This window comes from Candidatus Omnitrophota bacterium (assembly GCA_023819145.1).
Lineage (GTDB): Bacteria > Omnitrophota > Gorgyraeia > DTHP01 > DTHP01 > JBFWKV01.
In genome coordinates, this window is sequence record JAMWCW010000016.1 from 1 (window position 1) to 25,497 (window position 25,497).

Here is a 25,497-nt window from a genome sequence, read left to right on the forward strand (position 1 = left end):
CCCATCAAATGTGTACACCGTGCCATATGTCTTGCTGTCGCTATTGGCAGTAATAATCAGAGCCTTCGGGGTAACAGTCAACGTGCCATTGTTGTATTCAATTAAATATTTATCTAACCCACTTCCCACTGCATTACTAACAGAAATATCGTAATTACCAACACTTGCTGTGTTAATTGCCCCCGGGCTACTTAAGCTAACGCTATTAACGCTATCGCCACTTTGTAATCCCGAAACACTAAAATCTATAGAAGGATATGTTGTGTCAAAAACATATGTCTCTCCATAGGTTTTTGTTACATCATTGGCAGTAATAGTTAAGGGATAAAGCTCAAAAACATTTGAATATTGTGAATATGCAGTTTTCTTGTAACCTGTACCTTTATATGCCTGCACACGAAAATAATACGATATGCCCGTAGTGAAGGCACTAAAAGGAATGCCATCATAGTAATTATTGGCTCTACCGGGGATATCAAACTGGTTGTAGGTATTACCTCCGTAGGAAAAGAAGTCGGTAAATCCACTGTTTAAAGCAATATCTAACCAGTAACCATCTGAAGATGCTTCGTAACTCCAAGAGATATGCACATAGCTTACTCCGCCAATGTTTATCACTGTGGGTTTATACATCTGTATCTTAGGAGCATCGGTAAATCGGGTTACCGCACTTCTTGCTCCATCAGAACTGGTAACCAGATAAGCACCCCACATTAAAGACTCGGGAGTATAGGTTACTGTAAAACATCCCTCAGAATCGGCATAAGTGGTTAAAGTTGTCTGTGTCCCATCGGGTGCAGAGATATTTAATACTATTTTTTGATTCGGCATAAATCCTGAACCCGAAATAATGGGAGATTCTGTGGGTGCATAGTCGGTTTTATCAGTCATAATGGTTACCGGTTGAACCGCTGGTGAGTGATAGGAAAATTTCACTGTTGCGGGTTCTGCCCAGGGATGTTCTTTTGCCTTTATCGTTCCATAAAAACCTAAATTATCAAAAGCACTTACCTCTAAAGAACCACTATCTCCGGAAAGCGCTCCAGCAGAAATATCTATTAAAGCACCCTCTTTGACTGAAACGCCACCGGTTAAAGAATCAATAATAATCTTACCGCCATCACCAAATAATCCCAACGCCTTTGCTTCGGTCACCGAACCGCTCTCTAAAACAATATCGCCATCAGCGATTATACTTATATTTCCGGCAGTTTCACCTTCAGGAGCGTTAGCAGAAATTCTTCCACTTTGTTTTATATTTCCTTCGGCAGTTAACTCTACTTTCCCTGCTTTTCCCTCTAAGGTATTTGCTTCAATTACGCCTTCGTTATTCACTGCATAGTTAAAGATATTATCTAATGCTTTGGCGGTTAAAACTACCACTCCGCCATCACTATAGATTTTTCCCGTATTTTTTACTCCCTCATTTACTCCGGCAATACTTTCTTTTACCGCCTCATCAATTGTCACAGAAATCATTCCTGCGGTATCTAAACCTAAGGTCATCTTCTCGCCGCTTGCCAAAACTGTTTTCCCCAAAGTGGTAACAATCGTTCCTTCGTTTCTTACCGCTGAACCAAGTAAAGCGGTTTCTTTGGCATAAATCTTTCCTTTATTTACTACCGAAGTTCCTACTTTATCGGCATTTTTAACAAAGACTAAATTCCCATTTAAGAAATCAGAATCCTTAATATCTAAGGTGGAAGCAATAAGTCCTTTAACATCTACTTGCGAATTTGGGCCAAATAAAATGCCGTTAGGATTAATCAGATAGATTTTTCCTGTGGCGGTTAAAACTCCCAATATCTCTGAAGGGTTCACACCGACAACCCTATTTAAGGCAACTGACTCCGCTGAAGGCTGATAGAAGTTAACCCTTTCCGGCTCGCCAATAGAGAAGGAATTGTAGTTAATGATTACTTTATCGGAAGTGGTCACATTCAAGGTATTCTCCAAGCGTTCAAAATTTGCACTTCCCGAAATAACCTGTTCTCCTTCAGGCAGAGCATAGACATAATTTGAAGACAAGGAAAAAAGCACTGCCACCACTAAACTTAAAAATTTCTTAAACATCTTTGACCTCCTTCTCTTTCCGTCCTAAAGAAAGGCGGGTTGGTTTGTTTGTTTTCGTTACCGGTGCACCTTTTATTCGTTAGTTTCGTTATTTCTTATTAATAAAGTTTGTTTTAGCGCCGCGTAAACAAAAAAACAATTTTTTCTTTCTCACTAATTATCCCCAATTATCTTTTATGAATATAAGGAGGGCAAAAAGAATAATTTCTTCTAAATTCCTTTTCTTCTTTCTCCTTCCCCTAAATTTCCCTTACTTAATAAGGTATAACACGCTTTCATAAAAGTGTCAAGGGTAGCAAAAAATTTTTACTGCATATTGGGTAATCGGTAATCTATTACCGGTAAATCGTATAAATCTTCAAATGTATTTATTGCCTTCCCTGACACTTCAAAATTACCGATTACCAATTACGGATTACCGAACTCTAAAAGCTCTTTGTCGCCTGGAGCCAGGTCCTGAAATGGTGGCCATCGGAGGGTGTCTCATCCAAGGGCCAGCCAAATTCTACGCGCATCGACAAATCGCGCTTGGGGAGATTAAGGCGCATTCCCCAACCCAAAGAGCGCAAAGTTTCATGTTTTTCCTCACCGGCAGCTGGTCGGTGCAGTTCAGCGTGTGCCCAGTCGTAAAAGGCAATTACTGTAAATGCCTCGCGCAGTTTATCCTCAGTAAAAGGAACATTTATTGTCTCAGGAATAAGCCCTAAACGTGAAGAAAGCTCAAAAGATGTAGCAAATCCCTCATCGCCCACTTTTTCTGCGGGTGGATAACCGCGGTTATTGGTGATTCCTCCGATTTGAAATTGCTCAGTTGCGGTTAAAATATAGGGAGAAATCTGCCAGTTGTTTTTCCAGAGTAAAGAAGAGTTCATCGGCAATCTCTGCAAGCGCAATAAATGGATGTCCCATTTGGTAAATTTCCCTCCTGCTCCGGCACGCGAAGCATCACTATCCACACCGGATAAACTTCCCCAGAAAGAAGGAATGCCGTAATTAAAATTATTGACAAAAATGGTCCTTCCCCCTTTATCCGCACGGTCAATGTCTAACCCTAATTTTGCCACACTTAAAACATCTTCGCTATCCAAGGCGCCTAAAAGATAGTTTCTTACGCGTTTATAATCAAAACCACCGGTTAGACGCAGGTCAAGATTTTCTTCGTCAATTAAATAATTATTCAAGAAAAGCGATAAAAGCATACTGTCTCCCCGGGAGTCGGTATCGCGCATCTCTTCATCTAATTTCATCCGCGAGCGCGCGGTAAAAAATCCCACTTCCCAATCTTCTGCAAAGGGAAAAAGATAACGCAGGCTTCTTAATACATAGGTATCCGCCTCGGCAATCTGGTATTTCAGAGAAAGGAGGTCATCGTTTCCGGTTAAGTTGTTGTGGTCAAAAGTTAAGGCAAGTCTATCGCGGTGGATAAACCGCGAACCGAAATTGTCATAATCAAAACCAAAGTGTATGGGCAGTCTATCCTGAACCTCTAAGATCACATCGGTCTCCCCGCGCTCTTTCCCCGGGGTAAGCACCGCCTTTGCCAATCGGTCAGGGTGCTCATTGATGCGCGTTAAATTCTTGCGCAATTCATCGTAATCAAAGGGCTCACCTTTTTCTACGGTAATTCGCTTCTCAAAAAGTTTTGTCTTAAAATACTTGTTTCCTTTAACTTCTAAATCGCCCATTCTTCCTTCCAAAACCCGAATCTCCAAAACCCCTTCTCTTAAATCCTGCGGAGGAATATAGGCGCGCGAGGTTATATAACCACTACTGCGATAGAGCTCGGTGATTAACTCGGCAATTTTCTGCATTTCGCGGAAAGAGAGTTCCTTGTTTTCATAAGGGGAAACAATCTCCCGGATTTTTCCCTCTTTAAAATAAGTTACTCCTGTCACCGTAATCTTTTTGATAAAAACTTTCTCTTCTTTTACTGCGGGCGCTTCGGGAGGGGCTTCTTCTTTTACCTCAGGTTTTTCCGGTGGTCTTTCAATGCGCTCACGCAAAAGTTTTTCCTTTTCCAGTTCACGCTCTAAACGCTCTTCGCGTCCTGCTTCCTGAGAAAAGAGAGAACTGGTAAATACAAAAAAGAACGCCGTGCCCCCCAAAAACAAAAAAAATTTTTTCATCCTCACTCCTTTCTTAAAAGTGTTAAAGGTTTAATCCCAAAACTACAAAAGAGGAAAAACAAAAGGGAGGTAATTTTTAATTTTTCTTCTTTGAGAATCTCTCCTTCTTACCTCTATTTACAATAACTTGTCTCAACTTAAAAAATCTATTCTTACTTCTTTTAGGAATGGATGGGAATATTTTAAAAGAAAGATGGGGAATTGTCAAGGAAAAAGCTAAATTAGTTAAGCAATATTTCGCACTTTTGCTTTGAAGCATAGCTCTTAGGTTGTTGAATTGGGTTTAGGTTTATATATTTAATGAGCCCAAAAATCCAAAGATCAAGGCTCCTTTCGTTTTTAAAGTAGCCTTGTTTCTTAATGCGCCGGCGTATCTCCTCAAGGAAGCGTTCCAAGTGATTCGTAGTTGATATGACAAAGCGCACTTCTTTAGGAAAATCATAGTAGTTAAGCGTATGGTAAAACTCATCCTGGAAGCATTTGACTGCTTTGGGTTCGATATTGCGCCAACGGTTAACAAAGATTCTGAATCGCTTGATAGCCTCATGTCTTGACGAGGCTTTGTAAATATTGCTGGCTTGTTTAGCCATTTTGGCTCTGTGTTTGGTCTTGTGCCGTATATTTTGCAAAAGATTCCTTAGTTTATGCGTATAGCAACGCTGTCTTGGGGTATAGGGATAAACAGTATTACAAGCTGCGATTATGGCCTCAGAGCCATCAGAGATAATCAGCTCCAAGGATTTGCCAATTAAGCCTCTGCGATAAAGGTCATTTAAGAAGTTTGTGTATTCTTCTTCCGTCTCGCCCTTGGCTAATTTAAAGGCAATAATCTCCTGCCTGCCATCTTTGGTTATGCCTAAGGCAAAGAGGTTTGGTCTTTTCTTTATATCCAGTTCTTTAATATGCACCCATAAGCCATCGATAATTATGAAACGGTACTTATCCTCTATAGGTCTTGTTTAATAGAGGCGCAATTCATCGGCAAGATTCTGTATCAATCGTGATGCGGTCTGATGGCTTACCGAATCCCCGATAAAGGCCTTAAAGAATCTTTGCCGCTTGCGAGTTGAAAAACCAAGGAGTAAGGATAATACTACCATGTCATCGAACTTCTTCTGTCTTCTTTGGTATTTAGTAAGTAGGCTATAGACATAATCCCGACTTTTCTTACGTACCTTAGGGATAAGTAATCTTGTTTTGCCAAAGGTGGTAGTAAATGTCCTGGGATAAGTGCCTGAGCGGACATCTACCCGCTCGGCTGTGTGTTCGTATTCCTCAGCTTTAATCTGGTCGCGGAATTCAGCAAATATCGTGTACTTCGATATCATCAATTTCTGTTTGATTCAGTATCCCCATCTCCTGTAAGTTACGCTTTACATATTGCCATTGCTTTGGTAAAGCATCCTCAAGAGAAGTTTACCGCATGACTCATAGGCGTATCCTCCTTTCTAGCCCTTAAAGGACCGGTTGGGTTGTTTGCTTGACAACCTAAGAGGATATGCCTTTTTTATTTATCCGGCAATATCAAAAGTGCGAAAGATATTTTACATTATCCTATTTTTTTGTTTTTAAAAGCCATTATTATCATTAGAGATAATTAAAATATTTTCTAAAGTTATTAAATAACCATTTTACATTTTTTCTTTCTCCTGCGAAGAATGGTTTGCAATCTGGCTAAGGATTAATTTGAAGGTGTGTTTAAAGGCAATGGCATAGATTTCTTCGCCCACTACTACATAGAATCTGCCAATAACGCAATAGGCAAATTCTTTAAGCTGGGTTTGGGTGTCAATTTTTTTGCGAATAAATAACTGCCGGGGAGAAAGATTCTTCTGCTGAAGCTTTTCTACCTCCTCTTCTAAATTCAAAGGGTCATCAATGTGAATCTTATCCTTTACCACATAAACACTTCGGCGTTCACTATGACAGAAAATTCCTTCTTTCTCTAAAGTCTCCGCCACAAAAGTGTTTTTTTGCCCTTTTTCGGGATTCCGGAGATTCTTGAAGGTTATTTTTCTCATTTTATTTCTCCTTATAAAGTGTTTAATTTAAAAGCAAAATTACCTTTTGATTTTTGCCAAATAACCGAACTGCCAGCATCCGGAAGCAAAAGCTTTAAGGTGTTCCAATTCTCCGGGCTGATGGACTACAGTTCTCAGGAACAATTTCCCATCTTTATCTTTCTCTCTTACTCTTACCGTATAGGGTTGATTAAGTATCTTTTTAAGATTCTTATCTTTTATCTTTATATAAAGTTTACCGCTCTTAACTTTTACACAGCCTTTAGAAGCGCCTTTGGACTCCACTACTCCCTTCATCAGGCCTTCGGTAACATCTCGACGTTTAATTTCGTAAAACTTTATTTCCATCTCCCTTTCCTTTATTCTTGGGAATAAAACATTTTGTTGAGGTTAATGGAGACGCCTAAATTCTCCAATTCTAAAGCGATATTCATTGCCTTGAGTTTATATTTTTCTTCCTTGGTGCGCATCCATTCGTAGTAAACATCTAAAAGATGATCTTCTTTCTCCTTCACCACAGTTTGTTTCTCATATTCGCTTAGCCCTTCTAGGAACTCTTTCCAGCCTTCTTCTGCTACATTTCTATATTCTTTCATCTTTGCTCCTTTCTTTTATAATTCTCTTTTAAAGTATTCAACTACAGTTATGCAAATTATATGCCAAGATGAGAGAAAAAAAGAACACTCTAACCCCTTAACAATTAAGATATTGATTATAAATGACTTATGTCAAAGATAGTCCGGCGGAGAGAATACTAATGGGAGGGAACAGAAAGAAGAAAGGGCAGTGTAGAGTGTAATTTTTTGTTCGGAAAGGGGTCAATTTTTCCACTGTTTAGAGAACAAACCTTTAAGATATTGTATAACATAGAGTTATGACAAAAGAAATTAGAATAAGCATGGCAAAAAATAATCCATGACGGGTAAATTCTTTTTACACTTTTAGCTTAGAACTTCATAGGCAAAGACCAGTGGTTTATAAGAGAAATTAGGATAAACCGAGGGACTAATTTCTCCGGCGGAACCGATACCCCCAGGTAGCTACTAAAACTTTCAAAAGGTCAGGTAAAAGAAAAGGTAAGACACCATAAGAAATAAGCGTGGGTAGATCTTTATTTATAAAGAACTTAAGCTGAATTAAGCCGAAAAAATAAATTACGAAAATGCCCAGGGAGAAATAGAAAAAGAGTAAAAACCGATTTAATTTCTTACCATAGATTAACTTACCTACCAGCCAGGCAGAAAAAAGAAACCCCCAGAGATAACCACCCGTGGGACCAAGGAGATGTAACATCCCCCCTCTAGCTCCGGAAAAAACCGGAAAGCCCAAACTCCCTAAAACCAGATAAACTAATTGACTAAAAAAACCCTCCAGCGGTCCGAGCATTGCTCCCGAAAGCAATACAAATAAAGTCTGTAAAGTAATGGGAACAGGAGTAAAAGGAAGGGGAAGGTAAATATAGGCTCCTAAGGTAGTCAAGATAATAAAAACCCCGATTCCTATTATTTTGCTTAATAGTTGAGATTTAACGACTTCTAACTTTGCCCAGTACAAAACTTTTTCCTTCACTAAACTCACACTCATTAACTTCCTCCTTCTTACTATACCCTAGCTACTATCTTTTTACGGGTTTAGTGGTTAAATAGATTGCCCACGGCCCTAAAAGAAAAGAGGCAATGTAGATCGAAAGCACAAAACATATTATACCTGAAAAGAAGCGAAAAATGCAAGCCAATAATAGTACAACCCCAATAAAGGTAGAAAGTTTTAATGCCCGATAAAAATCTCCCAGTTTCATCCGTGCGGTTTCCAACTCTCCCATCGCTCCAGTTTTCCAAACAAAAGGGCGATTTCTCACCTGAGCAAGAAAGTTCTTCACCTGTGCCGGAGGCCGGTAGATTAAGTCCAATTTATGAATCAGATTAGAGACAAAAGTCTCAATTACCCCTTCCTTAATAATCCTCGGCCAAGACTTATCAATTTCCACCACAGGGTCTTGATAAAGTTTTCCTTTCTTCTTTACTACCCAAGGAGCAATAAATTTAGGGATGATGATGCTTACTAAAGGAATACCCACAAATAAAGGAATAAGAATGTGTGCTTTATCAAGAGTCAATAAAGAAATACCTCTTCTTTTTAATTCCCAAGCAACAATCATTCCTATCAGCCAGAGTTCATACACGGGAATGCCAATCAAACGTCTTAAAAGCACAAAGAGATGGGTCTTTTTCCCCGCTTCAAACTTCTTAAATAAAAATCTCCTCACCGTCTCTAAATCCCCCCAGTCCCATTGCACCACGCGCATTAATTCTGCCAATTTGTTGGAGAAACTTTTCTCATAAATATAGACATCTTCACACAATACCGTCCAGGCTCTTAAAGCCTCCTGAAAATCGTGGCTGGCTGCTTTTCCGGGATGGAGCCATTCGCTTTTGATAATTTCTCTCACATATCCCTCTACCTGAAGTGCACCTTTACCATAGAAAGGACTGAATACAAAAAGCCGCCATTTTGCCACGGGGTCAAACTCGTACATCCTTCGTGCCCACGAACACATCTGAATAAAACGGCCTTCTTGGGTATTGGTTAGCTCAATTGAGGGTTGCCAAATAATAAAATCTTGGTTCTGGGGATGAACAATCTTGGCAACGAGCTTTCGCACCTCTCCTTTCGGCCAGTAATTGTCGGCATCGGAAACGATAGCCACGCTAATTATTGCATTTTTATCCACCTCTACATTCTTGCCCGCTAAAATATCAGAAACCTTTCCCTTTAATCCCAATGCCTCCACATCCCCCAAAATCTCATCCCAGATGGATATTTCGCGATTGCGGGTTCCCTTTGTCCAGGGTTCCCAGATTTTATCCTGATAATTGTAGGGTCTGGTTCTTCCTTCATAGAGTAAGATAAGCGCATCATGGAGAATCCCCACTTTTTTAAAAAAGTCGCAGGCATGGTTGCGATGGAAATAAAAAACGGTTTTTTCTCCAAATTCCTTCTGGAGTTTTTTAATTTCATTTCTCGTCCATTCACGCACATTAAGGTCACGGGTATTATCAATGACGATAAATTTCAGATTGTTTTTATTCTCTTGGGCGGTATTAATAATATCCTTGCGCATATTTAAGAGAAGATTCTCCATCTCATAGGTAGTTTTTGCAAAAATCGGCCTAAAGAAAACGACCTTTATCTGGGGAGGAATCCCTTCTTTAACAATCTCAGGCACTTCTTTGAGCACCAGGGGTGGGGTAAAAGTATAGATAAAAAAATGCAGGATTAAACTTACTATCCCCGCTACACAATAGGCAAAGAGTAGAACCATAAAAAGGGCAAAATAAAAATTTCCCCACTGGAAACTAATAAAGTAAAGCCAGGTAAGTAAAGCAACCAAACTCCACTTCGCTAAGCGATAAACAAAAATTCTCCGGGAGGCTTGTTTAATAAACTCCATCTTCTACCTCCTTTCTGTTTTCCTGGCGGTGGTAATGAAACCAGTATGTCCAATGATACGCTGCTGGGGACGAACAGAAAGACCATCGATATTCCAGGGCCTTATTATCGACTCCAAAGTTTCAATAAGGAAAAACTCTTTCTCCCTCTCTAAGGCTTTTACAAATTTCTCGGATTGAATGATGGTGGGTAAATAAGCAAGCACGATTCCACCCGGCCGGAGAGATTCTTTTAAAGTGTTTATCGCCTCCCAGGGGCAGGGGAGGTCTAAAATTACCCTATCTACATCCTCTTCTTCTATGCCCCGATAGATATCTTTGATTTTAAACTTAAGCTGGGGAAGTTCTCCCAAGAAATTTTTTATGTTGCTTTTGGCTATTTCCTGGAGGTCTTCGCGCACATCGTAAGAAATAACTTCACCATCTTCGCCTACTATTCGTGCCAGAGTAAGTAGTAAAGCACCCGAACCACTTCCTGCTTCCACCACTTTTAAACCCGGATAAATATCCGCCCAGAGCAGAACTATTCCTAAGTCTTTGGGATGCATAATTGCGGATTTACGCGCCATTTTTTTTATAAACTCCTTAAGTGTGGGACGGAAAACAAAAAATTCTTTTTCGGTATTGGTGAAGACTACTTCTCCCTCTTCTTTATCTAGCACTTGATTATGTTCAATGATTCCTCTGTGGGTCATAAACTTACCGTTGCGCACCAACCGTTGCAGATAAGGCCTTGCTTTAACCGGGTCGTAGAAAATCACCAGTTCCCCTTCTTTAATTCTTTTATCCTCCACGAGTGGTCTCTTCATCTTGTTTAAATTTTAAAATATATTCTCTAAACAGCGAATCGGTAAGCATAAAGGTGTTTTCTCTTCTTTTTAACAATCCTTTGTCTTCTAAGCGATAAACAAAATTTTTAATGTTGGCGATGGGAAAATTTTTCGCTTTTCTCTCTAAAATCATAATTGAGCGCAGGTCGGAAAGACTTAAAAAGCGATTCTTCTCGCTAAAAATATAAAGCAGTTCTTTCTCTCTGTCGCTTGCTTTATGAAAAAGCACTTCAAAATATTCTCTTCCTAAGTCGCGCAAGGTATTGCGCAAAGCCACCTCCCAAGAGTTCTCATCCACTTTCCCGTTCAACTGGGAATCAAAAAGATGGCTGGAAAGAAGTTGCACTTCGTAAGGATGCCCTTGGGTATACTGGAAAACTTTTTCTTTTATGGGGGAGGTAAAATCAACACCTGTTCCCTCAAGACTTCCTTCTATAAATCTAAAAACCTCTTCGCGATTAAACGGCTCAATAATAATCCGCCTCCGGAAAAATCTTCCCACCGGGTCGTGTTTGTCCAGAAAATTCTGCCATCCTTGGGGAGTGGAAGAGAGGAGAAAAGAAAATTTTGTTTTTTCTATCATATCCTCGCGACTTAAAGTCGCACGCAGAATATCGATAATCTCTACATGCGGGAGAAAGTTCTGAACATCATCGAGAAAAACAAAAGCAAGGGGAGATTTTATCTCCTGCCAAACACGCAGAAGAAATTTGGCAAATTCTATTTGTAAGGAGTGGCTCTTTTTTCCTTTTAATTTAAACTCTTTTCGCAACAGAACAAGTTCTTCATCCTTTAAGGGAAGTCCAAGCATTATTTCTTCTATAATCAAACTCAGCTGAGGAATTAATCCTTCGCCGGCTTGACTCTTATTTATCCCGCAAAAGGATGTCCAGAATCCCTGCTTTTGAGCAATCTTTTTGAACTGCTTTAAAAGAGAAGTTTTCCCCACTCCCCACTCCCCTAAGACAAGAAAGTGCTCTGCTCTATTATCTTTAGCTTGTTCCATCAGAATCAAAAATTCTCCCAAAGCACTTTCTCTGCCACTAAAAAACTTTGGCTCCAGTCCTGACTGGGGAGTAAACGGATTGGTTTGAATCATTTCATCTAGGAGCAAAACAGATGTTGATATAGAGAATGATTATGCCCAGCACAATGAATAAGATGCCAATCTTTAAATTGTGTTTTAAAACCCCTTCATCGTTAAAGAGCAGGCGTTTTCCTAAATCGTTCAATTTCTTAATTAGCCCCGGCGCAAAACACAACATCAGTCCAGAGATAAGAATAAGTGCTCCTAAAAACTGCATTACCGCCCTCAAAGATGCTACCAGAACATTGAAATCACTTCCCATAAAACACCTCCTTTTTTTAAGAACGCAGGTTAAAGACAATTTCTTCTATTTCAAAAGGCCGACGCAAGTATGCGCAGGGAGAGGAAATTACAGACTTAATATCTTCTACACCGCTTAGATAAGGGTCAGCAATTAGAACAAAGCGCACCCCTTGCCTAAATCGCACCTGATTCTCTTTAAGAAGTTTTTTGAAATCAATTCCTCTCATCTCAAGGTCAACGACTACAACATCAAAAATTTCCAGATTGGGTAAATTTTCAAAATCTTCAATACTTTTTACAAATAGCGGTTCAGTTAAATTTAGAAAATTTTTCTGAATAGATTCTATAAAAATTGCGTCCTGGGTAAAAACCAGTATTTTTTTCAAGAACTTCTCTCTCTCCTTGCCCAGCCCCAGAGGATTCTCCAAGGCTCTCTTTACCATCTCTAACAAAACTTCGGCATCGTAAGGTTTGGTAAGATAGTATACCGCTCCGCTTTCGTATCCTTTAGCAATATCCTTCGGCTCTGCCTTGGCAGAAAGAAAAATTACCGGTATTCCTACTGTGCCGGAGATGGTTCTTAATTTTTCGCAGAGTGCATAGCCATCTCCACCAGGCATCATAATATCCAGAATAACCAAATCGGGTTTGTCACGCACTGCTAATTCCAAACCCTTTATTCCATCTAAGGCAGTTAAAACTTCGTATCCTGCCTTCTCCAATCTAAATTTAAGAATCTTTAAAATATCTGGCTCGTCATCAATCACCAGAATTTTCTTATCTTGCATCACTTCTCTCCCAAAACTTTCTTTATCTTTGCGATTAACTCTTCACTCTCAAAAGGTTTCTCAATGTAATCGGAAATATTCTGAAAATAAAAAATGTCCTCCATCTTATCTTTCTCTTTAACCGAAAGGATAATCACCGGTGTCTGCCCTATAATTCTATCTTTGCGTAACTCTTTTAAAGTAGTATAACCATCCATATTGGGCATCATGATATCCAAAATAATCAGGTCGGGTTTTTCCCTTCGGGCAATGGAAAGCGCTACCATACCGTCTTCGGCAGTGAGCACGTTGTACCCTTGAGAGATGAGTCTGCTTTTAATTATCTCCCGAATATCTTCTTCATCGTCAACAACCAGAACCTTCTTCTCCATCCTATCCCTCCTTATTTACCAAAGTTCTATTCAGAAGTTCCTCCTCTGCCTTTGAAATAAGTAGCTCTTTCTTGTCCGCCTCTTCGGGGTAAACTGCTACACCAAAGTCTAAGTCAAGGAAAGAAATTCTGTTTATTACCTCGTCTTTCTCTATCGCCTCTTTTATACGCTCTACAATCTTAAACGCCCCTTGCCTATTTGTTTCGGCAATTATCGCTAAAAATTCTCCCTCCCGATAATGGGAAATTCTATCCTTTGGTCCGCGCACAGTGCGTTTGACTATTTCATCCACTCTTCTGTTCAGTTCCTCCCACTCTTTATCAAACAAATTCTTTCTCAATTCTTCATACTTCCGGGGTCTAATGAGGATGAGCGAGAAACTTATTTGATGGGTTTTGTGCTTATTTATTTCTTCATCAAGGATAAAGTTTAATTCTATATCTTTTCTATAGACCGGAATGCGAAAATAAAACTCGCTTCCTTTACCCACCTCAGATTCCACACCTACAGTTCCTCCATGTAGTTCAATAATATCCTTAGAAATAGCCAACCCCAAACCTGTTCCTCTGCTTTTTCGAGTAAGCGGTGTCTCCAGCTGAGAGAAGGGAGTAAATAATTTGGGCATATCCTCGGAAGCAATCCCCGGCCCGCTATCTCTTATAGAAACCTCTATCTGCTCCTTGTTTTCTATGATGAGCATTCTTGTTCTTATCCAGATTGTCCCTCCCACCGGAGAAAATTTTATGGCGTTACTTAGAATATTGGTAATTACCTGGCTTATTTTTTCTGAATCCACCCAAACCTCCGATAAATCTCTGCTCAGTTCCATTTTTATCTCTATCGCCTTTTCCTGAACAGCAGGATACATCGCTTCATAGACACCAGTAACAACCGTATTAATATTAACCCGACGCGGATTTACACTTGTTCCTCCCGATTCCAGCTTGGAAAAATCAAGAATATCGTTTATCAAACTGTTAAGCCGTTCAACATTCTTTTCCGCAATCCTTAAGAACTTCATCTGCTCAGAATTGATTTCTCCCGCTTCTCCATCCAAAATGAGGGAAATGCTTTCTCTGATTGAGGTCAAAGGGGTGCGGAGTTCATGGGAAACGATAGAGACAAAATCACTCTTTATTTTAGAAAGGCGTTTAAGATACTCATTTGCTCTCTGTAATTCTTTGGTAGTATCTAAGAGAGTTTCTTTCTGCGTTTTTAGTTCAGTGTTAATTCTCTCTATTTCATTCTGTTTATCCCTTAAGGATTCATAAGCAGACATTAGTTCTGTTTTTATTTTCACCGCTCCCTTGTTAAGAAGATAGGTAAAGAAACTTACAAAACCCAGACCGATGAATTTTATGAAACAATTTTTTATAATCGGAAGATTTAGTTCCTCATTTACTAAAAGAGCATCTAAAGCGATAAGAAAATAAGTGATAAAAAGTAACGAAAGAAAAACAGAAGGACTTTTAAAAGCAAAAGTGGAAACAATTAAAGGTAAAAAATAGAGAAACCAGAAAGGACTTTCTGCGCCACCGGTAAAATGCTCAAAGACAAGAACAGAAACAGTGAAAGTAATTGCCCAGAAATAAATCTTTCTCTCTTGAGGAACATGGGGTGGGAAGAGGCGAAAAAAAAGCAGACTACACATCACCATGCTAAGGACAATCAGATAGAGAAAAGGCAGTTCCCGGGTATCACTATAGAACCATTTGATGAACCAGGAAATAAGCAAAAGGCCCCACCATGAGGTAACTTCCAGTATCGATTCATACCTCAGATATCCTTTTTCTTTCCGGGGTATCCTTCTGGGTCCCATACAATACCTAAGCAGCTAATTTTTCTTCTGACGATGCGGTTTACCTGAACGTCTCTTTCGCCAACGCCGTGTTTTAATCTTTCTCGGAATCCCCATAACTAATCCTCTACGCTAATTGCATCTACCGGGCAATCTTCTTTTGCCTGACGACAGCTATCTTCTACATTTTTGGGAATAGGATTTATCTTCACTCTTGCCTTGTCTTGCGCCATTGTAAAAACATCGGGACAGGTTTGGACACAAAGTTCACAACCTATGCATAAATCAGGATTAACTTTTGCAATCATTTTAACCTCCTTTTTACCACCTTATGCCATGTTTTTTCAGAAACTCCTTATCTTTAGGCGATAATTTTAAAAACACGCTCCTTCCTTTTTTAGCGATATTTTCTTTGATTGATTTTTCTTTTGCCATAACCATCAAAAAAACCTGCATCTCTAAACCCTTTATCGCTATTTTTTTCTTCAATTCTTTGAACTCACGGGAATTAAAAACTGTTTTTCTTAAAAGTTTTTCCAGTTTGTATAATTCTTCACTAAGCTCCTCATCTTCTTTGCTATGCATTAACTTAACCTCCTTTCTCATATATTACTTCTATTACTTCCATTCATTTTGCGAAAGAACCCTCTCATAAAATTTATCTTTTATACTCTAACATAAAAAATAACTTCTGTCAATCAGCGATTATCTTATCTTGATGTTTCCGAAGCTTTTTTATACTTTTCTAGATAGTCCCTGATAATCTTTTTATGGTCAAAGGCAAATTCCACCTTATCGAGTTCCTTAAGGCTAAAAATCTTGACTAAAGAAGCGTCGCTATCTGCCTGAGGATTTCCTTTTGCTTGGGCAATATAAACCGTAGAAATAGTATGAAAACGGGGGTCGCGGTCGGGTTGAGAATAGGTGTGAAATTGAATCAAGTTTTCTAAACTAAGTCCGGTTTCTTCTTTTGCCTCCCGTGCCACCGCTTCTTCAAGACTTTCTCCATAATCCACAAATCCTCCGGGCAAAGCCCAGCCAAAGGGAGGATTTTTTCTTTTTACTAAAACCACGCCCTCATCCATTTCAATAATCACATCCACGGTTACCAGTGGACTGTTTCTAAATTTTCGCTCTAAATTATCTATCGTATCTTGAGCAACTTTCTTAAAAATTTCATACCCCTTCTTCTCGTACAAACAAAAAATTATTTTTTCAATTCCTGAATCTCCCTCCCTAAGATGCTTAAAAACTACCTGGGTCATAACTTTCGCTGCATCCTCATAGGGAAAACCACCCACACCACAGCCCAAAGCAGGAAAAGCAATGGATTTTACACCCAATTCTTCTGCCAATTTCAAAGCATTTTGGCAAGCAAGACGAATCTTCTGCTCGCTGGTCTCGAAGTCCATACCCATTGTCGCGCTATGAATAACAAATCGTGCAAGTAAATTTCCCCCTGAGGTATAAACCGCCTCTCCTATTTTAATCGGTCCTTTAAGCATTGCCTCTTCTTCAATAATTTTACCCCCTTTTTTCTTGATTGCTCCCGCTACTCCTCCGCCCATAATTAACTGGTTATTGGCCGCATTTACGATTGCATCCACCTCCAGCACAGTAATATCTGTCTGGACTATTTCAAAATCACAATTTCCTATTCTCATGTTCACGCTGTTACCTTGGGAAGCTTTCCCAAAGCTTCTTTTATTTTTTCCTCGGGATAAGCATAGTCCTGAAGTTTTCCTTCTAAATAATTGTCATAAGCGGAGAGGTCAAAAAACCCATGACCACTGTAATTAAAGACAATGCATTTATCTTCATTCTTCTTCGCTTCATCAACAACGCATTTTATGGCATGGGCGGTTTCGGGAGCCGGAAGTAGCCCCTCTGTAGAAGCAAACAACATCCCTGCTTCAAATACCCCTTTTTGAGAATAAGCCATTGCTTCCACAATTCCCTTCTTTACCAAGAGAGAAATGACCGGTGCCATGCCATGATAGCGTAACCCTCCGGCATGAATTCCCGGCGGAATAAAACCATGCCCTAAGGTATACATTTTTAATAAGGGAGTGAGTTCTGCGGTATCTCCAAAATCATAGGCATAAAGCCCCTTGGTCAAACTGGGACAAGCAGTGGGTTCTACAGCAATCATGCGGATAGTTTCTCCTTTTAATTTATCGGGAACAAAGGGAAGACAAAATCCTCCGAAATTACTCCCTCCTCCCACGCATCCCACTAAAACAGCGGGTTTTTCTCCGATTAAATTTAACTGCTTCTTCGTCTCCAGTCCCACAATCGTTTGATGCAAAAGCACGTGATTTAAAACACTGCCTAAAGAATACCGGGCATCTTTATTTTTAACCGCATCCTCCACCGCTTCGGAAATAGCAATGCCTAAACTTCCTGGAGAATCAGGCTCTTTTTCCAGAATACTTCTTCCTGAAGCTGTAAGGTTAGTGGGAGAGGGATGAACCTCTGCACCCCAAATATGCATCAGTGATTTACGATAAGGTTTCTGATAGTAACTTATTTTCACCATATAAACAGTGCACTGCAAACCAAAGAGCTTACAGGCAAAGGCTAGAGCGCTTCCCCATTGACCTGCTCCCGTCTCGGTGCACAATCTCTTTATCCCCTCTTTTTTATTGTAATAGGCCTGCGCTACGGCGGTGTTCGGTTTATGACTTCCTGGCGGACTGAGACTTTCATTCTTAAAATATATTCTTGTTCTGGTGCGCAAAGCTTTTTCTAACCTCCCCGCACGCTGGAGAGGAGTTGGTCGCCAAATCTTATACACCTCAAGCACCTCTGAAGGAATTTCTATCCATTTCTCCGAAGAAACCTCTTGCATTATCAACCCCATCGGAAAAACCGGAGAAAGGTCTTGGGGGGTTAGAGGCTTGCCGGTGCGGGGATTTATGGGTAAGGGAAGTTGCTCAGGCAAATCCGGCAAAACATTATACCAAGCATCAGGAATATCGCGGAAACTAAGCATTATTTTTTCTTCCGACACTTTTCTCCCCTCCTTTTGGAAAATTTTCCAGGATTAATTTATAACCGTCTAAATTCAGGTAACAAGCAGTGAGTCTGCTGGGTTCAGCGACAAAAAAAATGGGTGGTCTTCCTTCTCCATCTAAGGTAACTTCACAATGAACCGTATCTTTAAGTAGAGTAAAAATACTTGTCTGGGGGCAATTATATTTTAGTCTCAAGACAATAAAATCTTTACTGCTTAATTTCTTATCTTTTATTTTCTTCTCCAGAATCTTATTTTTGTGTAGGGCAAGAATAAGATAGAGAGGTTTAAATACATAATGGTCGGGGTTGATAAGTATAAATTCTTCATTGTCGGGGTGGGAATTAAGTTTCACTTCTTGGGTATTGAGGGTAACACAAATAAGTTTATGGGTGCCAAAACGGGGTGAAGTAGTATAAATTTTATCTATGAAGCAACCGGTTTTCTGACGTCTATTCTTCATTTTTGGAGGTCGAAGCAACCTGATCAATCCCCGCTTCTCCAGTAAGGAAAATACCTCAGCATCCCCTTCCCGAGGTATTAACTTGATTTCGGACATGAAAAATCCTCCTTCCCCCTTTTTATTCCAGTCCCATCTTTTTCAAAGCTTCATCACCGCTTACCCGTCCTCCGGTGATATCTTCCGGAAGATAAAGCATCACTCCGCCCTTTACTGGCCTTACTACAATCTTTCCTTCCTTTGCCAACTGATTTGTTACTTTAACCGGGTCGTCTCCGGGGAAATATTTTCTAAAAGCTTCATTAAATCCCGCATATACAGAATGAATCCCGCGGTAACCCGGCCGACGTAAGGTAACAATTGCCTTTCTTATAAATTCTTCATGATTCAGCTTTTCTCCCATTTCCCCTCCTTTCTCTATTTAGAGACAATAATTGTAGCATATATTTATTACAAATAGAAACAAAAAACTAATCCTTATTAATTATTGCAAGTATTGTCTGATGGATCAGGCCATTGGAGGCAACAACAAAATATTTCTTCTTCAAAGGAATGTCTTCCCCATATTTTCCTGTCACTCTCCCCCCTGCTTCCTCAACAATTAATTTCCCTCCCATATAATCCCAGGGATTTAACTCAAACTCCCAAAAACCCGCTGCTCTTCCACTGGCTACATAACATAAATCTAAAGCGGCTGCACCCAGCCGTCTTATGCCAATAATCTTAGCAAAATGGAATCTTTTAATTGTTTCCAAGGTTTCTACCATTTCTTTACCCCGGCTATAATAAAAGCCGGTAATCAATAATGCTTCTTTTAGTTCTTTTGCCTTATTCACATAAATTCTTTTCTTATTCAACCAGGCGCCTTCGCCCTTCTGAGCCGAGAAAAGCTCATCACGGGTTGTATCATAAACTGCCGAAACAAGAATTTCATTTCTGTATACCAATGCCGCCGAGGCACAGAAAATTGGAAGGCCAGAGGCAAAATTGTTTGTGCCATCAAGAGGGTCAATTACCCAAGTAAATTCAGAATTATTTTTCCGATAGATATTCTCTTCACACAAAAAGTTATGCTTGGGGAAATGTTTCCTTATAAAAGAAACCATTACTTCCTCCGCTTCAGTATCCGCAATGGTAAGCAGGTCATAGGATTTTCCTTTAGCCTTTACGGTAAAATTTCTTTGAAAATATTTCCTGTGAACTTTACCGGCGTGCAAAACTACCTCTTTTACCACCGAAAAATAGTCCATAAAAAATTGCCCCTTAAAAACGTAGTAACCAGATACCCAAGGTGATGAAAATGATGGCCACAACCTTTACCAAGCTGAGTGATTCGCCTAAAAGGACAATCCCTAACAGAAAAGAAATCAGAGGATAACTACCAGCAATAGGCACAATCCGAGAAACCTCACCCTTCTGTAAACTGAGATAGAAAAATATCTGTCCCACGACACTGGCTAATAACCCACTTACTAAAAGCAGAAATATCTGCCTTATATTTATCGCGTAACCAAAAAAAATCGGCACCTGAGAAGATCTACCTAGTGCGGAATTTACTGATTTCATCATACTCTCTTGCCAGAGAAATCCTCCCAGAACAAATAGACCCACTACCACCCCTAAACATCTAAAGAAAAGCCCTAATAAAGGTGGAATTTCTTTTAACCCCAGCTTCTCTAAAATGGGCACTATGCCCCAGATGAAAGCGGTAAGAATCGCTAAAGTAATTGCACTCATTTTACCTCCTTCTAATTTTTTTTATTTTCTCCTGCACAAACCAAGAAAAAAAATTCCGATATTTTTTCTGCAAATGCTGTTTTTTCCAATCTTGGGAAGTAATTATGCCCCGACAATTTCTCCTGCCACAGCGGCACCTAAAACGGTACCGTAAACCAGCATCGGTCATGGCATAGTCGTAAGTGATCTCTTCCCCTGGTTTTATCTCCTTCATGGCCATCATGATTAAATGCCCTTTTATCCCCGCATTTGGTTCACAACTGTGATTGAAGTAATCATCGTCTTCGAGTACCCTCCCCTTGCGGTCAGAAACAAGATAAAAACCGTCAGCAATCTGTGTGGCATAGTGATAAATATCTCTAAAATTCTTTTTAGAAAGCCCCGCCAGTTCTTCTTCGGTAACAATATCCCCTCCCCAGACAGCAATTATCTCTCCCTCTTTAATTAACTCCTTAGCAAATACACCTTTTCCTGAGATGCCTGACTTACGAACCTCTGCTTTTCTGGTAATGTAAGAATGGCGCAACATAAATTTAGACCTCTTTTCTCTTTAAGATAATCCCTATTTTTTCTATCTCTTCTAAAATCTGTTTGAATATCTGCTGATTTTCTCCCAATCTTTCCATAAACAAGAGCCCACAAGGTGAAAACTTATTCAAGAACAAAACCTTTAACAAAGCTACGGGAACTATCGCGGTAATCTTCTGCATGGAGTTAATTTTCTCCTCTTTTTTACTAAAAGAACGCATTATCCAAGAGATAATTTTTCTATCTCCCTTCAAAAAATCAATGAAAGCAAGGGTATAATTATCGCTTTTAACTCCTTCTAAAATTTGCCTGGTGTATTCAAAATGCATCTTGTGAAAAAAATTATAATTTTCTAAAAAATTAAAAAAAACCATAAAACCTTGGGGTCTAATTACCCGAAAATGAAAATTGATAAATCTCTTCTCCTTAAACAAATTCTCAAAACCGCTTACCGAGAAGTATGTTTCTGTTTCTATCCCTAAGATTTTTTCCTTTTTGTATCCGGCGAATGGAGAAAGTTTCCTTTTTTTGCCAGAGATTATCTGCCAAGAAGAGAGCCTATGCTCCTGAACTAAATCCTCTAAACACCACAAAAAAGGAAAAAATAATTTCTTTCGGGAAAGTGAACCCGCCTTTATAAGCACCCCATCAATTTTTTGGTTAAAAAGGATTTCTCTGCCAATAACAAAATTTACCAAACCAGGACAAAAGCCGCATCCGGGGATAACCAAAATTTTTGCTTTTTCTATTTCTTTTATCTTTCTTATATAGAACGGCGGATCCAGGTCGGAGATGTCTAAGAGATTTTTTCTGTACCTTAAAGCAAGTTCTAATCCCAAAGGAGCCTCTTTGCCTGGAAGACAGGAGACAATTAACGAAAAATCCTTAATCTCTCTCCTGGAAATGGAAGAAAAAGAATCTGTCCTCTTAATAGAAGATAAATCTTTAAGATAATAAAAGACTGCCCGAGCAATCCTTCCCTCACCTAAGATTAAAATGGAATTTCTCTCTGCCATTGCTTTTTCCTATAACTTCCAGAAAGAAGGGATGACTAAGCTGGCAAGATGAACGGCGGGGTTGTAATACTTTAAAGAGGAAAAATTATTTATGCGTGATTTACATCTTGAGGAAAGTGTCTCTTGACTAATCTTTAAAAGATTATATTTTTTTGATGCAAGGATAAAACAGTATTCACATCCACAACTATAAGAAGGCATCGGTAACCTCAAAAGCGCTACATATTTAAAGAGCGTCTTTAGGCTCTTTACGGAATCGCTTATAATATTTTTTAAATCTAAAAAAGGACCCGCCTGAAAAATTGCCACCCCATCTTTATCTAAAGCCCTGTGCACCTCTCGATAAAAAGCAAATTCAAAGAGGACTTTTCCCGGACCCACCGGGTCTGTAGAATCTACAATAACTACATCATAAGCCATACGCCGTTTTCTTATAAATCCTGCACCGTCTTCATAAAACAAATTAACTCTCTTATCCTTAAACGCTCCTTTTGAAACAAAAGGAAGGTACTTCTGGCACAAAGAAGGAATCTCTCTATCTATCTCTACCATATGAATATCTTTCAATACTTTATACCGACAAACTTCGCGCAACACCCCTCCATCGCCTCCGCCGATAATAAGAATCCTTTCTGGAGAAGGATGGGTAAGCAGTGTTGTATGCACAATCGTTTCGTGATATATGGCTTCATCCATCTGAGAAAATTGAATTATTCCATCAAGGGCAAGCATCTTACCGAAGCCGGGAGTAGAAAAGATAAAAACTTCCTGAAACTTTGTCCTTTTTCTAAGAATCTCCTTCTGTACAAAGAAAAGGTCTCTTTTACATCTTCTTACACCCGGAAAAGGGGTCTCTAAAAACCACTTCTTTTTATCAAAAGAAAACTTCTGCATAAACTTTTTACTCAACCTCTCTTTATCAGTTTGATTTTCATTTCTTTAGGTGAGAAAACTTTCTTGAGATAATCCAAAGCGGCATAGGGGCGGGTATTTTTACCACAAGTAAAAATATCTATCGCCAGATATCCGTGCTCTGGCCAGGTATGGATGGCAATGTGAGATTCTGCTAAAATAACCACACCCGTTATCCCCTGACGGGGAAACTTATGCACGGTTACTTTTAAAGGAGTGTTATTGGCAACCTTTGCTGCTTCCCAGAGTATCTTTTTAATTCTAAGGGGGTCCTCAACAAATACCGGCGATTTAAAATCACTAAGGAGATGAAAAGATAGAAAACCGTCTTTTCTCATCTTAATACTCTTTTGACAACTATTTAATCTCTGCATTTTATTATTTTTATTAGATATACCATTATAAATAAAATTGTCAAGTTCTTTTTATCAAAAAAATAATTTCTAAATTAAGGAGCACTTTCTTCTTTGAGAGAAAATCCCGAATTAGTTACATAGAGTTTAAATAAAGTTTTCTCTTTGGGAAAAGTATATACGCAGTTGCCGTATACCGCTTCTACAAAAGGAAGATAACGCTGATAGCGGTAAAGAAATATCCAGAGTTTATCAGTCCCCCCATTTATTTCAAAGTGGGTAGCAAAACTCTCCCTATCTGCTTTTAAGTACCTACTGCTTAAACGGGTAAGCTTATAGAAGTTTGTTAAACCCAATAAATAAATGGACCTCTTCCAGCGCAGAATATCTCCACCAATCATCCATTGGTCTCCTCTTAAAACAAATCTTTTTTCACCTGTATTATCCAGTAGTTTTAAAAATAACTCCATTTCTTCACTTCCTGTCTTCTTACAAACGATCTCCGCAATTAGCTTCTCTCTATAAAACAAATTATATGTTCTTAAGTTAATGGCTATCCAAAGTATTCCCAAGGAGAGAAAAAGAAAAACAAAACCTTTAACAAAAGAAAATATTTTAGTAAAAATCCTTGGCGAACGCCTGAAACCGAGAAAAGAGATAATACTTATCAAAAAGAATATAAAAATACATAAATATAAAAATTTAATTCCCATCATTAATGCCTGTGCTAAACTTATGGAGAAATTTTTCTCCTTTTCTTCGGTTAAAAGTAGAAGGAATTAATCTATATGTCAACCGAACCAAGATTATTAGTACAAGACAACTATCATCATATTACTATAAAAGGGGATCAGAAACAAGAAATTTTTAAGGAAAGGAATTTCCGATAGAGATGTATAAAAATAGGTTAAAGTAGACCCACCGCCTTTTTGGAACTCAACTGCCTTGGTTTTAACATTAACTTTAAATTTGTTTCCTGCAAAAAACTGTGCGGGGTTATATTCAATGCTAAATTTTACCTTTCCTCCTCAACAACCACAAAATTCTTCTCTTCTTTTATGCGGATTTTGTATTCGGGATGGGAAAGTTCCAGGCGAAGGATGTATTTATCAGGTTTAAGTTCATCTAAAAGTTCAAAGCGGATTTTGTTTCTCCCTTTTCGTAGTTGGGTTATCTTTTCTCTAAAATTCTCTTGGAATTCTTTCCCTTTTAGGGATATATTTACTTCTATAGGTTCTTTAAAGTCAATCTCAGCTGAAGAATCTATCTCTAAGATTAATGCTAACGGTAAACCTATAGGTAAAGTTTCCTGTCTTTCTCCTTCTAAGATTATCCGGATTATTTTGAGAGTAGGTTTTTCCTCCTCTTGTTCTTTTGATTTTACTTCTATTCTTTGAGTTAGTTGATTGTTCTTAGGGTTAGAGTCATCTTTATATTCTATAAAGGTAGTAGTTTTCTGTTTGCCAAGTTGTTTAGGATTCCAGGCGAAAATGACTTTCTCCAGTTTATTCGGACCTAAAGAAATAGGTCTTTTATCTTTGAAGCCGTCTTCGGTTTCAAAAAACACCAAACAATCTTTTATGGCTTCTTTGGAATTATTCCTTAAATAGACAACGATTTCTGTTCTTTCATTTACAAAAATATTTTGTGGTGTCTCTATCCGCTCCAGAGATAGATCTAAGAGTTCGTCCTCTTTTCTCTCCTCAACAGATTTTGTCTCTTTTTGTTTTACTTCGGCATATTGAATCAATACATTATTTTTAAAATTATAATCTCGATAATCTAAAGAGGCAGTGATTTTTTGTTTACCTAACTTTTGAGGTGTCCATAAGAATTCTATAATTTGTGTGCTCTGAGGCTTTATATTAATTTCTTTTGGCTCTTCAAATCCGTCATCGCTTTTTAATTTAACAAGAATGTTTTCTACACCAGATGAAGAATTATTTTTAACCTCTATACCTATGGATGTCTTTTCTCCTAAAAAGAGCTCTGAAGCAAGATTTATTTTCTCAATGGCTAAATCTATCTGTTCTGCTTTTTGCGGTTGGATACCCTCTTGCTGAAGCAAGCCTGCTGGACCAGTTGGAGAAACAGGTTTCAGCGTTGTTCCTGAAGTATCTATTACTGAAGGAACTCCTTCTGCAGAAGAAACTCCTGTTACTCTAAACAAAAGTTCCTTGGTATAAATCTTATCATCTGTGGTAGTCACACTAAAGACCGCTCTGTATTTATCTTCTTTACCTCTATTTGGTGAATAATTAGCCACAAAACTTTTTTCTATTTCCCCCACCCCATCCCTCTTTTCTCCATTGCCAAAATCAAGCTCCCATTTTTTAATTGTTAAACTTCCCTGTTTTGTCTTGATAAAAAATTCCTGCTGATTAGCTCCCTCTCCTTGAATTCCCTGGCGAATAAATTCAATAAGGGGAGGCTTTACCTTTACCTGAACCGGTATTACCAAAGGCACAGAGGCCAATTTGCCTTCTCTAAGAAATGAACTTACTAAAAGATTAATATTGTAGTTTCCCTCTTGGATATATGTATGTTGAAGTCTAAACTCAAGAGGTTCTTCTTTTTCCTCTTTTCTCTCTATTATAATAGAAGGTTTTGGAATAGATTTCCTTTTATCAGAAAATGATAAAATATCACTTTCTCTTTTACCATCGCCCCAGTCTATCTCGTATTCAAA

Annotated in this window: 28 protein-coding genes and 2 pseudogenes; 1 reads left to right on the top strand and 29 read right to left on the bottom strand. The window is 38.8% G+C overall.

The genetic code is table 11. From position 1 onward, the window contains the following. From NC818_06980 to NC818_07115, 28 genes and pseudogenes are all read right to left on the bottom strand, one after another. On the bottom strand, nucleotides 1–2,073 hold a 2,073-nt coding region (locus NC818_06980), incomplete at its 3' end, for a filamentous hemagglutinin N-terminal domain-containing protein (protein ID MCM8784485.1). Nucleotides 2,074–2,498: 425 nt separating this feature from the next. Continuing rightward, nucleotides 2,499–4,199: a hypothetical protein gene (locus NC818_06985; GenBank protein ID MCM8784486.1), complete on the bottom strand. Its 1,701-nt coding sequence runs from the start codon at nucleotides 4,197–4,199 to the stop codon at nucleotides 2,499–2,501. Between the two features lie 221 nt (nucleotides 4,200–4,420). Continuing rightward, nucleotides 4,421–5,527, bottom strand: a pseudogene (locus NC818_06990) (IS256 family transposase). A gap of 303 nt (nucleotides 5,528–5,830) precedes the next feature. Further along, on the bottom strand, nucleotides 5,831–6,220 hold the full coding sequence (locus tag NC818_06995) for a hypothetical protein (protein ID MCM8784487.1): 390 nt from the start codon (nucleotides 6,218–6,220) through the stop codon (nucleotides 5,831–5,833). Between the two features lie 39 nt (nucleotides 6,221–6,259). Continuing rightward, nucleotides 6,260–6,568 (bottom strand): hypothetical protein, encoded by a 309-nt coding sequence (locus NC818_07000; GenBank protein MCM8784488.1) that lies wholly within the window; start codon nucleotides 6,566–6,568, stop codon nucleotides 6,260–6,262. Between the two features lie 11 nt (nucleotides 6,569–6,579). Then, nucleotides 6,580–6,816 carry a hypothetical protein gene (locus tag NC818_07005; protein ID MCM8784489.1) on the bottom strand — a complete coding sequence of 79 codons (237 nt, stop codon included), beginning with the start codon at nucleotides 6,814–6,816 and terminating at the stop codon, nucleotides 6,580–6,582. 409 nt (nucleotides 6,817–7,225) lie between these two features. Then, the gene (locus NC818_07010) at nucleotides 7,226–7,804 is read right to left on the bottom strand and encodes a biotin transporter BioY (GenBank protein MCM8784490.1); all 579 of its coding nucleotides are present in this window, start codon (nucleotides 7,802–7,804) and stop codon (nucleotides 7,226–7,228) included. A gap of 31 nt (nucleotides 7,805–7,835) precedes the next feature. Further along, entirely contained in the window at nucleotides 7,836–9,671 is a 1,836-nt protein-coding gene (locus tag NC818_07015; GenBank protein MCM8784491.1) for a hypothetical protein, read from the bottom strand. A 3-nt stretch (nucleotides 9,672–9,674) separates the two neighbouring features. Then, on the bottom strand, nucleotides 9,675–10,478 hold the full coding sequence (locus tag NC818_07020) for a tRNA (adenine-N1)-methyltransferase (protein ID MCM8784492.1): 804 nt from the start codon (nucleotides 10,476–10,478) through the stop codon (nucleotides 9,675–9,677). Beyond that, a complete protein-coding gene (locus NC818_07025; protein ID MCM8784493.1) occupies nucleotides 10,453–11,598 on the bottom strand; it encodes an ATP-binding protein in 1,146 nt (381 codons plus the stop codon). The genes NC818_07020 and NC818_07025 overlap by 26 nt, the downstream gene beginning before the upstream one ends. Before the next feature lies 1 nt (nucleotide 11,599). Continuing rightward, nucleotides 11,600–11,848 carry a hypothetical protein gene (locus NC818_07030; protein MCM8784494.1) on the bottom strand — a complete coding sequence of 83 codons (249 nt, stop codon included), beginning with the start codon at nucleotides 11,846–11,848 and terminating at the stop codon, nucleotides 11,600–11,602. Nucleotides 11,849–11,864: 16 nt separating this feature from the next. Further along, nucleotides 11,865–12,617 (bottom strand): response regulator, encoded by a 753-nt coding sequence (locus NC818_07035; protein ID MCM8784495.1) that lies wholly within the window; start codon nucleotides 12,615–12,617, stop codon nucleotides 11,865–11,867. Continuing rightward, entirely contained in the window at nucleotides 12,617–12,988 is a 372-nt protein-coding gene (locus tag NC818_07040; protein MCM8784496.1) for a response regulator, read from the bottom strand. Before NC818_07040 ends, NC818_07035 begins: the two co-directional genes overlap by 1 nt. Nucleotide 12,989: 1 nt before the next feature. Beyond that, nucleotides 12,990–14,807 (bottom strand): ATP-binding protein, encoded by a 1,818-nt coding sequence (locus NC818_07045; protein ID MCM8784497.1) that lies wholly within the window; start codon nucleotides 14,805–14,807, stop codon nucleotides 12,990–12,992. A gap of 98 nt (nucleotides 14,808–14,905) precedes the next feature. Continuing rightward, a complete protein-coding gene (locus tag NC818_07050) occupies nucleotides 14,906–15,094 on the bottom strand; it encodes a ferredoxin (protein ID MCM8784498.1) in 189 nt (62 codons plus the stop codon). A gap of 13 nt (nucleotides 15,095–15,107) precedes the next feature. Beyond that, the gene (locus NC818_07055; GenBank protein MCM8784499.1) at nucleotides 15,108–15,371 is read right to left on the bottom strand and encodes a hypothetical protein; all 264 of its coding nucleotides are present in this window, start codon (nucleotides 15,369–15,371) and stop codon (nucleotides 15,108–15,110) included. Between the two features lie 125 nt (nucleotides 15,372–15,496). Next, nucleotides 15,497–15,871: an NUDIX hydrolase gene (locus tag NC818_07060; GenBank protein MCM8784500.1), complete on the bottom strand. Its 375-nt coding sequence runs from the start codon at nucleotides 15,869–15,871 to the stop codon at nucleotides 15,497–15,499. Nucleotides 15,872–16,108: 237 nt separating this feature from the next. Continuing rightward, nucleotides 16,109–16,354 (bottom strand): annotated as a pseudogene (locus NC818_07065) (macro domain-containing protein). 98 nt (nucleotides 16,355–16,452) lie between these two features. Then, entirely contained in the window at nucleotides 16,453–17,799 is a 1,347-nt protein-coding gene (locus NC818_07070) for a TrpB-like pyridoxal phosphate-dependent enzyme (GenBank protein ID MCM8784501.1), read from the bottom strand. Beyond that, nucleotides 17,774–18,361: a hypothetical protein gene (locus NC818_07075; GenBank protein MCM8784502.1), complete on the bottom strand. Its 588-nt coding sequence runs from the start codon at nucleotides 18,359–18,361 to the stop codon at nucleotides 17,774–17,776. Before NC818_07075 ends, NC818_07070 begins: the two co-directional genes overlap by 26 nt. A gap of 22 nt (nucleotides 18,362–18,383) precedes the next feature. Continuing rightward, nucleotides 18,384–18,665, bottom strand: a complete 282-nt coding sequence (locus NC818_07080; GenBank protein MCM8784503.1) for a hypothetical protein — start codon at nucleotides 18,663–18,665, stop codon at nucleotides 18,384–18,386. A 67-nt stretch (nucleotides 18,666–18,732) separates the two neighbouring features. Beyond that, complete coding sequence (locus NC818_07085) at nucleotides 18,733–19,512, bottom strand: inositol monophosphatase (GenBank protein ID MCM8784504.1); 780 nt, start codon at nucleotides 19,510–19,512, stop codon at nucleotides 18,733–18,735. 13 nt (nucleotides 19,513–19,525) lie between these two features. Continuing rightward, on the bottom strand, nucleotides 19,526–19,999 hold the full coding sequence (locus NC818_07090; GenBank protein ID MCM8784505.1) for an EamA family transporter: 474 nt from the start codon (nucleotides 19,997–19,999) through the stop codon (nucleotides 19,526–19,528). Nucleotide 20,000: 1 nt separating this feature from the next. Beyond that, nucleotides 20,001–20,528 carry an SET domain-containing protein gene (locus NC818_07095; GenBank protein ID MCM8784506.1) on the bottom strand — a complete coding sequence of 176 codons (528 nt, stop codon included), beginning with the start codon at nucleotides 20,526–20,528 and terminating at the stop codon, nucleotides 20,001–20,003. A gap of 4 nt (nucleotides 20,529–20,532) precedes the next feature. After that, nucleotides 20,533–21,543, bottom strand: a complete 1,011-nt coding sequence (locus tag NC818_07100; GenBank protein ID MCM8784507.1) for a hypothetical protein — start codon at nucleotides 21,541–21,543, stop codon at nucleotides 20,533–20,535. A 9-nt stretch (nucleotides 21,544–21,552) separates the two neighbouring features. Continuing rightward, entirely contained in the window at nucleotides 21,553–22,437 is an 885-nt protein-coding gene (gene speE, locus NC818_07105) for a polyamine aminopropyltransferase (GenBank protein ID MCM8784508.1), read from the bottom strand. A gap of 11 nt (nucleotides 22,438–22,448) precedes the next feature. Then, a complete protein-coding gene (speD, locus tag NC818_07110) occupies nucleotides 22,449–22,793 on the bottom strand; it encodes an adenosylmethionine decarboxylase (GenBank protein MCM8784509.1) in 345 nt (114 codons plus the stop codon). Between the two features lie 110 nt (nucleotides 22,794–22,903). After that, nucleotides 22,904–23,278, bottom strand: coding sequence for a hypothetical protein (locus NC818_07115; GenBank protein MCM8784510.1), 375 nt, complete (start codon nucleotides 23,276–23,278; stop codon nucleotides 22,904–22,906). 79 nt (nucleotides 23,279–23,357) lie between these two features. On the opposite strand from NC818_07115, the gene NC818_07120 reads away from it, so the two are divergent. Next, entirely contained in the window at nucleotides 23,358–23,591 is a 234-nt protein-coding gene (locus tag NC818_07120; protein MCM8784511.1) for a hypothetical protein, read from the top strand. 232 nt (nucleotides 23,592–23,823) lie between these two features. Here the strand turns inward: NC818_07120 and NC818_07125 are convergent. Further along, on the bottom strand, nucleotides 23,824–25,497 hold a 1,674-nt coding region (locus tag NC818_07125; GenBank protein MCM8784512.1), incomplete at its 5' end, for a hypothetical protein.

Coding starts and splice junctions, on each gene's coding strand:
- NC818_07020 (MCM8784492.1), bottom strand. CDS start 10,478: ATGAAGAGACCACTCGTGGAGGATAAAAGAATTAAAGAAGGGGAACTG.
- NC818_07055 (MCM8784499.1), bottom strand. CDS start 15,371: ATGCATAGCAAAGAAGATGAGGAGCTTAGTGAAGAATTATACAAACTG.
- NC818_07115 (MCM8784510.1), bottom strand. CDS start 23,278: ATGGAGTTATTTTTAAAACTACTGGATAATACAGGTGAAAAAAGATTT.
- NC818_07015 (MCM8784491.1), bottom strand. CDS start 9,671: ATGGAGTTTATTAAACAAGCCTCCCGGAGAATTTTTGTTTATCGCTTA.
- speE (MCM8784508.1), bottom strand. CDS start 22,437: ATGCAGAAGTTTTCTTTTGATAAAAAGAAGTGGTTTTTAGAGACCCCT.
- NC818_07030 (MCM8784494.1), bottom strand. CDS start 11,848: ATGGGAAGTGATTTCAATGTTCTGGTAGCATCTTTGAGGGCGGTAATG.
- speD (MCM8784509.1), bottom strand. CDS start 22,793: ATGAGAAAAGACGGTTTTCTATCTTTTCATCTCCTTAGTGATTTTAAA.
- NC818_06985 (MCM8784486.1), bottom strand. CDS start 4,199: ATGAAAAAATTTTTTTTGTTTTTGGGGGGCACGGCGTTCTTTTTTGTA.
- NC818_07005 (MCM8784489.1), bottom strand. CDS start 6,816: ATGAAAGAATATAGAAATGTAGCAGAAGAAGGCTGGAAAGAGTTCCTA.
- NC818_07095 (MCM8784506.1), bottom strand. CDS start 20,528: ATGTTGCGCCATTCTTACATTACCAGAAAAGCAGAGGTTCGTAAGTCA.
- NC818_07035 (MCM8784495.1), bottom strand. CDS start 12,617: ATGCAAGATAAGAAAATTCTGGTGATTGATGACGAGCCAGATATTTTA.
- NC818_07100 (MCM8784507.1), bottom strand. CDS start 21,543: ATGGCAGAGAGAAATTCCATTTTAATCTTAGGTGAGGGAAGGATTGCT.
- NC818_07080 (MCM8784503.1), bottom strand. CDS start 18,665: ATGGGAGAAAAGCTGAATCATGAAGAATTTATAAGAAAGGCAATTGTT.
- NC818_07010 (MCM8784490.1), bottom strand. CDS start 7,804: ATGAGTGTGAGTTTAGTGAAGGAAAAAGTTTTGTACTGGGCAAAGTTA.
- NC818_07120 (MCM8784511.1), top strand. CDS start 23,358: ATGGCTATCCAAAGTATTCCCAAGGAGAGAAAAAGAAAAACAAAACCT.
- NC818_07090 (MCM8784505.1), bottom strand. CDS start 19,999: ATGAGTGCAATTACTTTAGCGATTCTTACCGCTTTCATCTGGGGCATA.
- NC818_07000 (MCM8784488.1), bottom strand. CDS start 6,568: ATGGAAATAAAGTTTTACGAAATTAAACGTCGAGATGTTACCGAAGGC.
- NC818_07075 (MCM8784502.1), bottom strand. CDS start 18,361: ATGTCCGAAATCAAGTTAATACCTCGGGAAGGGGATGCTGAGGTATTT.
- NC818_07025 (MCM8784493.1), bottom strand. CDS start 11,598: ATGATTCAAACCAATCCGTTTACTCCCCAGTCAGGACTGGAGCCAAAG.
- NC818_07040 (MCM8784496.1), bottom strand. CDS start 12,988: ATGGAGAAGAAGGTTCTGGTTGTTGACGATGAAGAAGATATTCGGGAG.
- NC818_07045 (MCM8784497.1), bottom strand. CDS start 14,807: ATGGGACCCAGAAGGATACCCCGGAAAGAAAAAGGATATCTGAGGTAT.
- NC818_06995 (MCM8784487.1), bottom strand. CDS start 6,220: ATGAGAAAAATAACCTTCAAGAATCTCCGGAATCCCGAAAAAGGGCAA.
- NC818_07060 (MCM8784500.1), bottom strand. CDS start 15,871: ATGGATGAGGGCGTGGTTTTAGTAAAAAGAAAAAATCCTCCCTTTGGC.
- NC818_07050 (MCM8784498.1), bottom strand. CDS start 15,094: ATGATTGCAAAAGTTAATCCTGATTTATGCATAGGTTGTGAACTTTGT.
- NC818_07085 (MCM8784504.1), bottom strand. CDS start 19,512: ATGGACTATTTTTCGGTGGTAAAAGAGGTAGTTTTGCACGCCGGTAAA.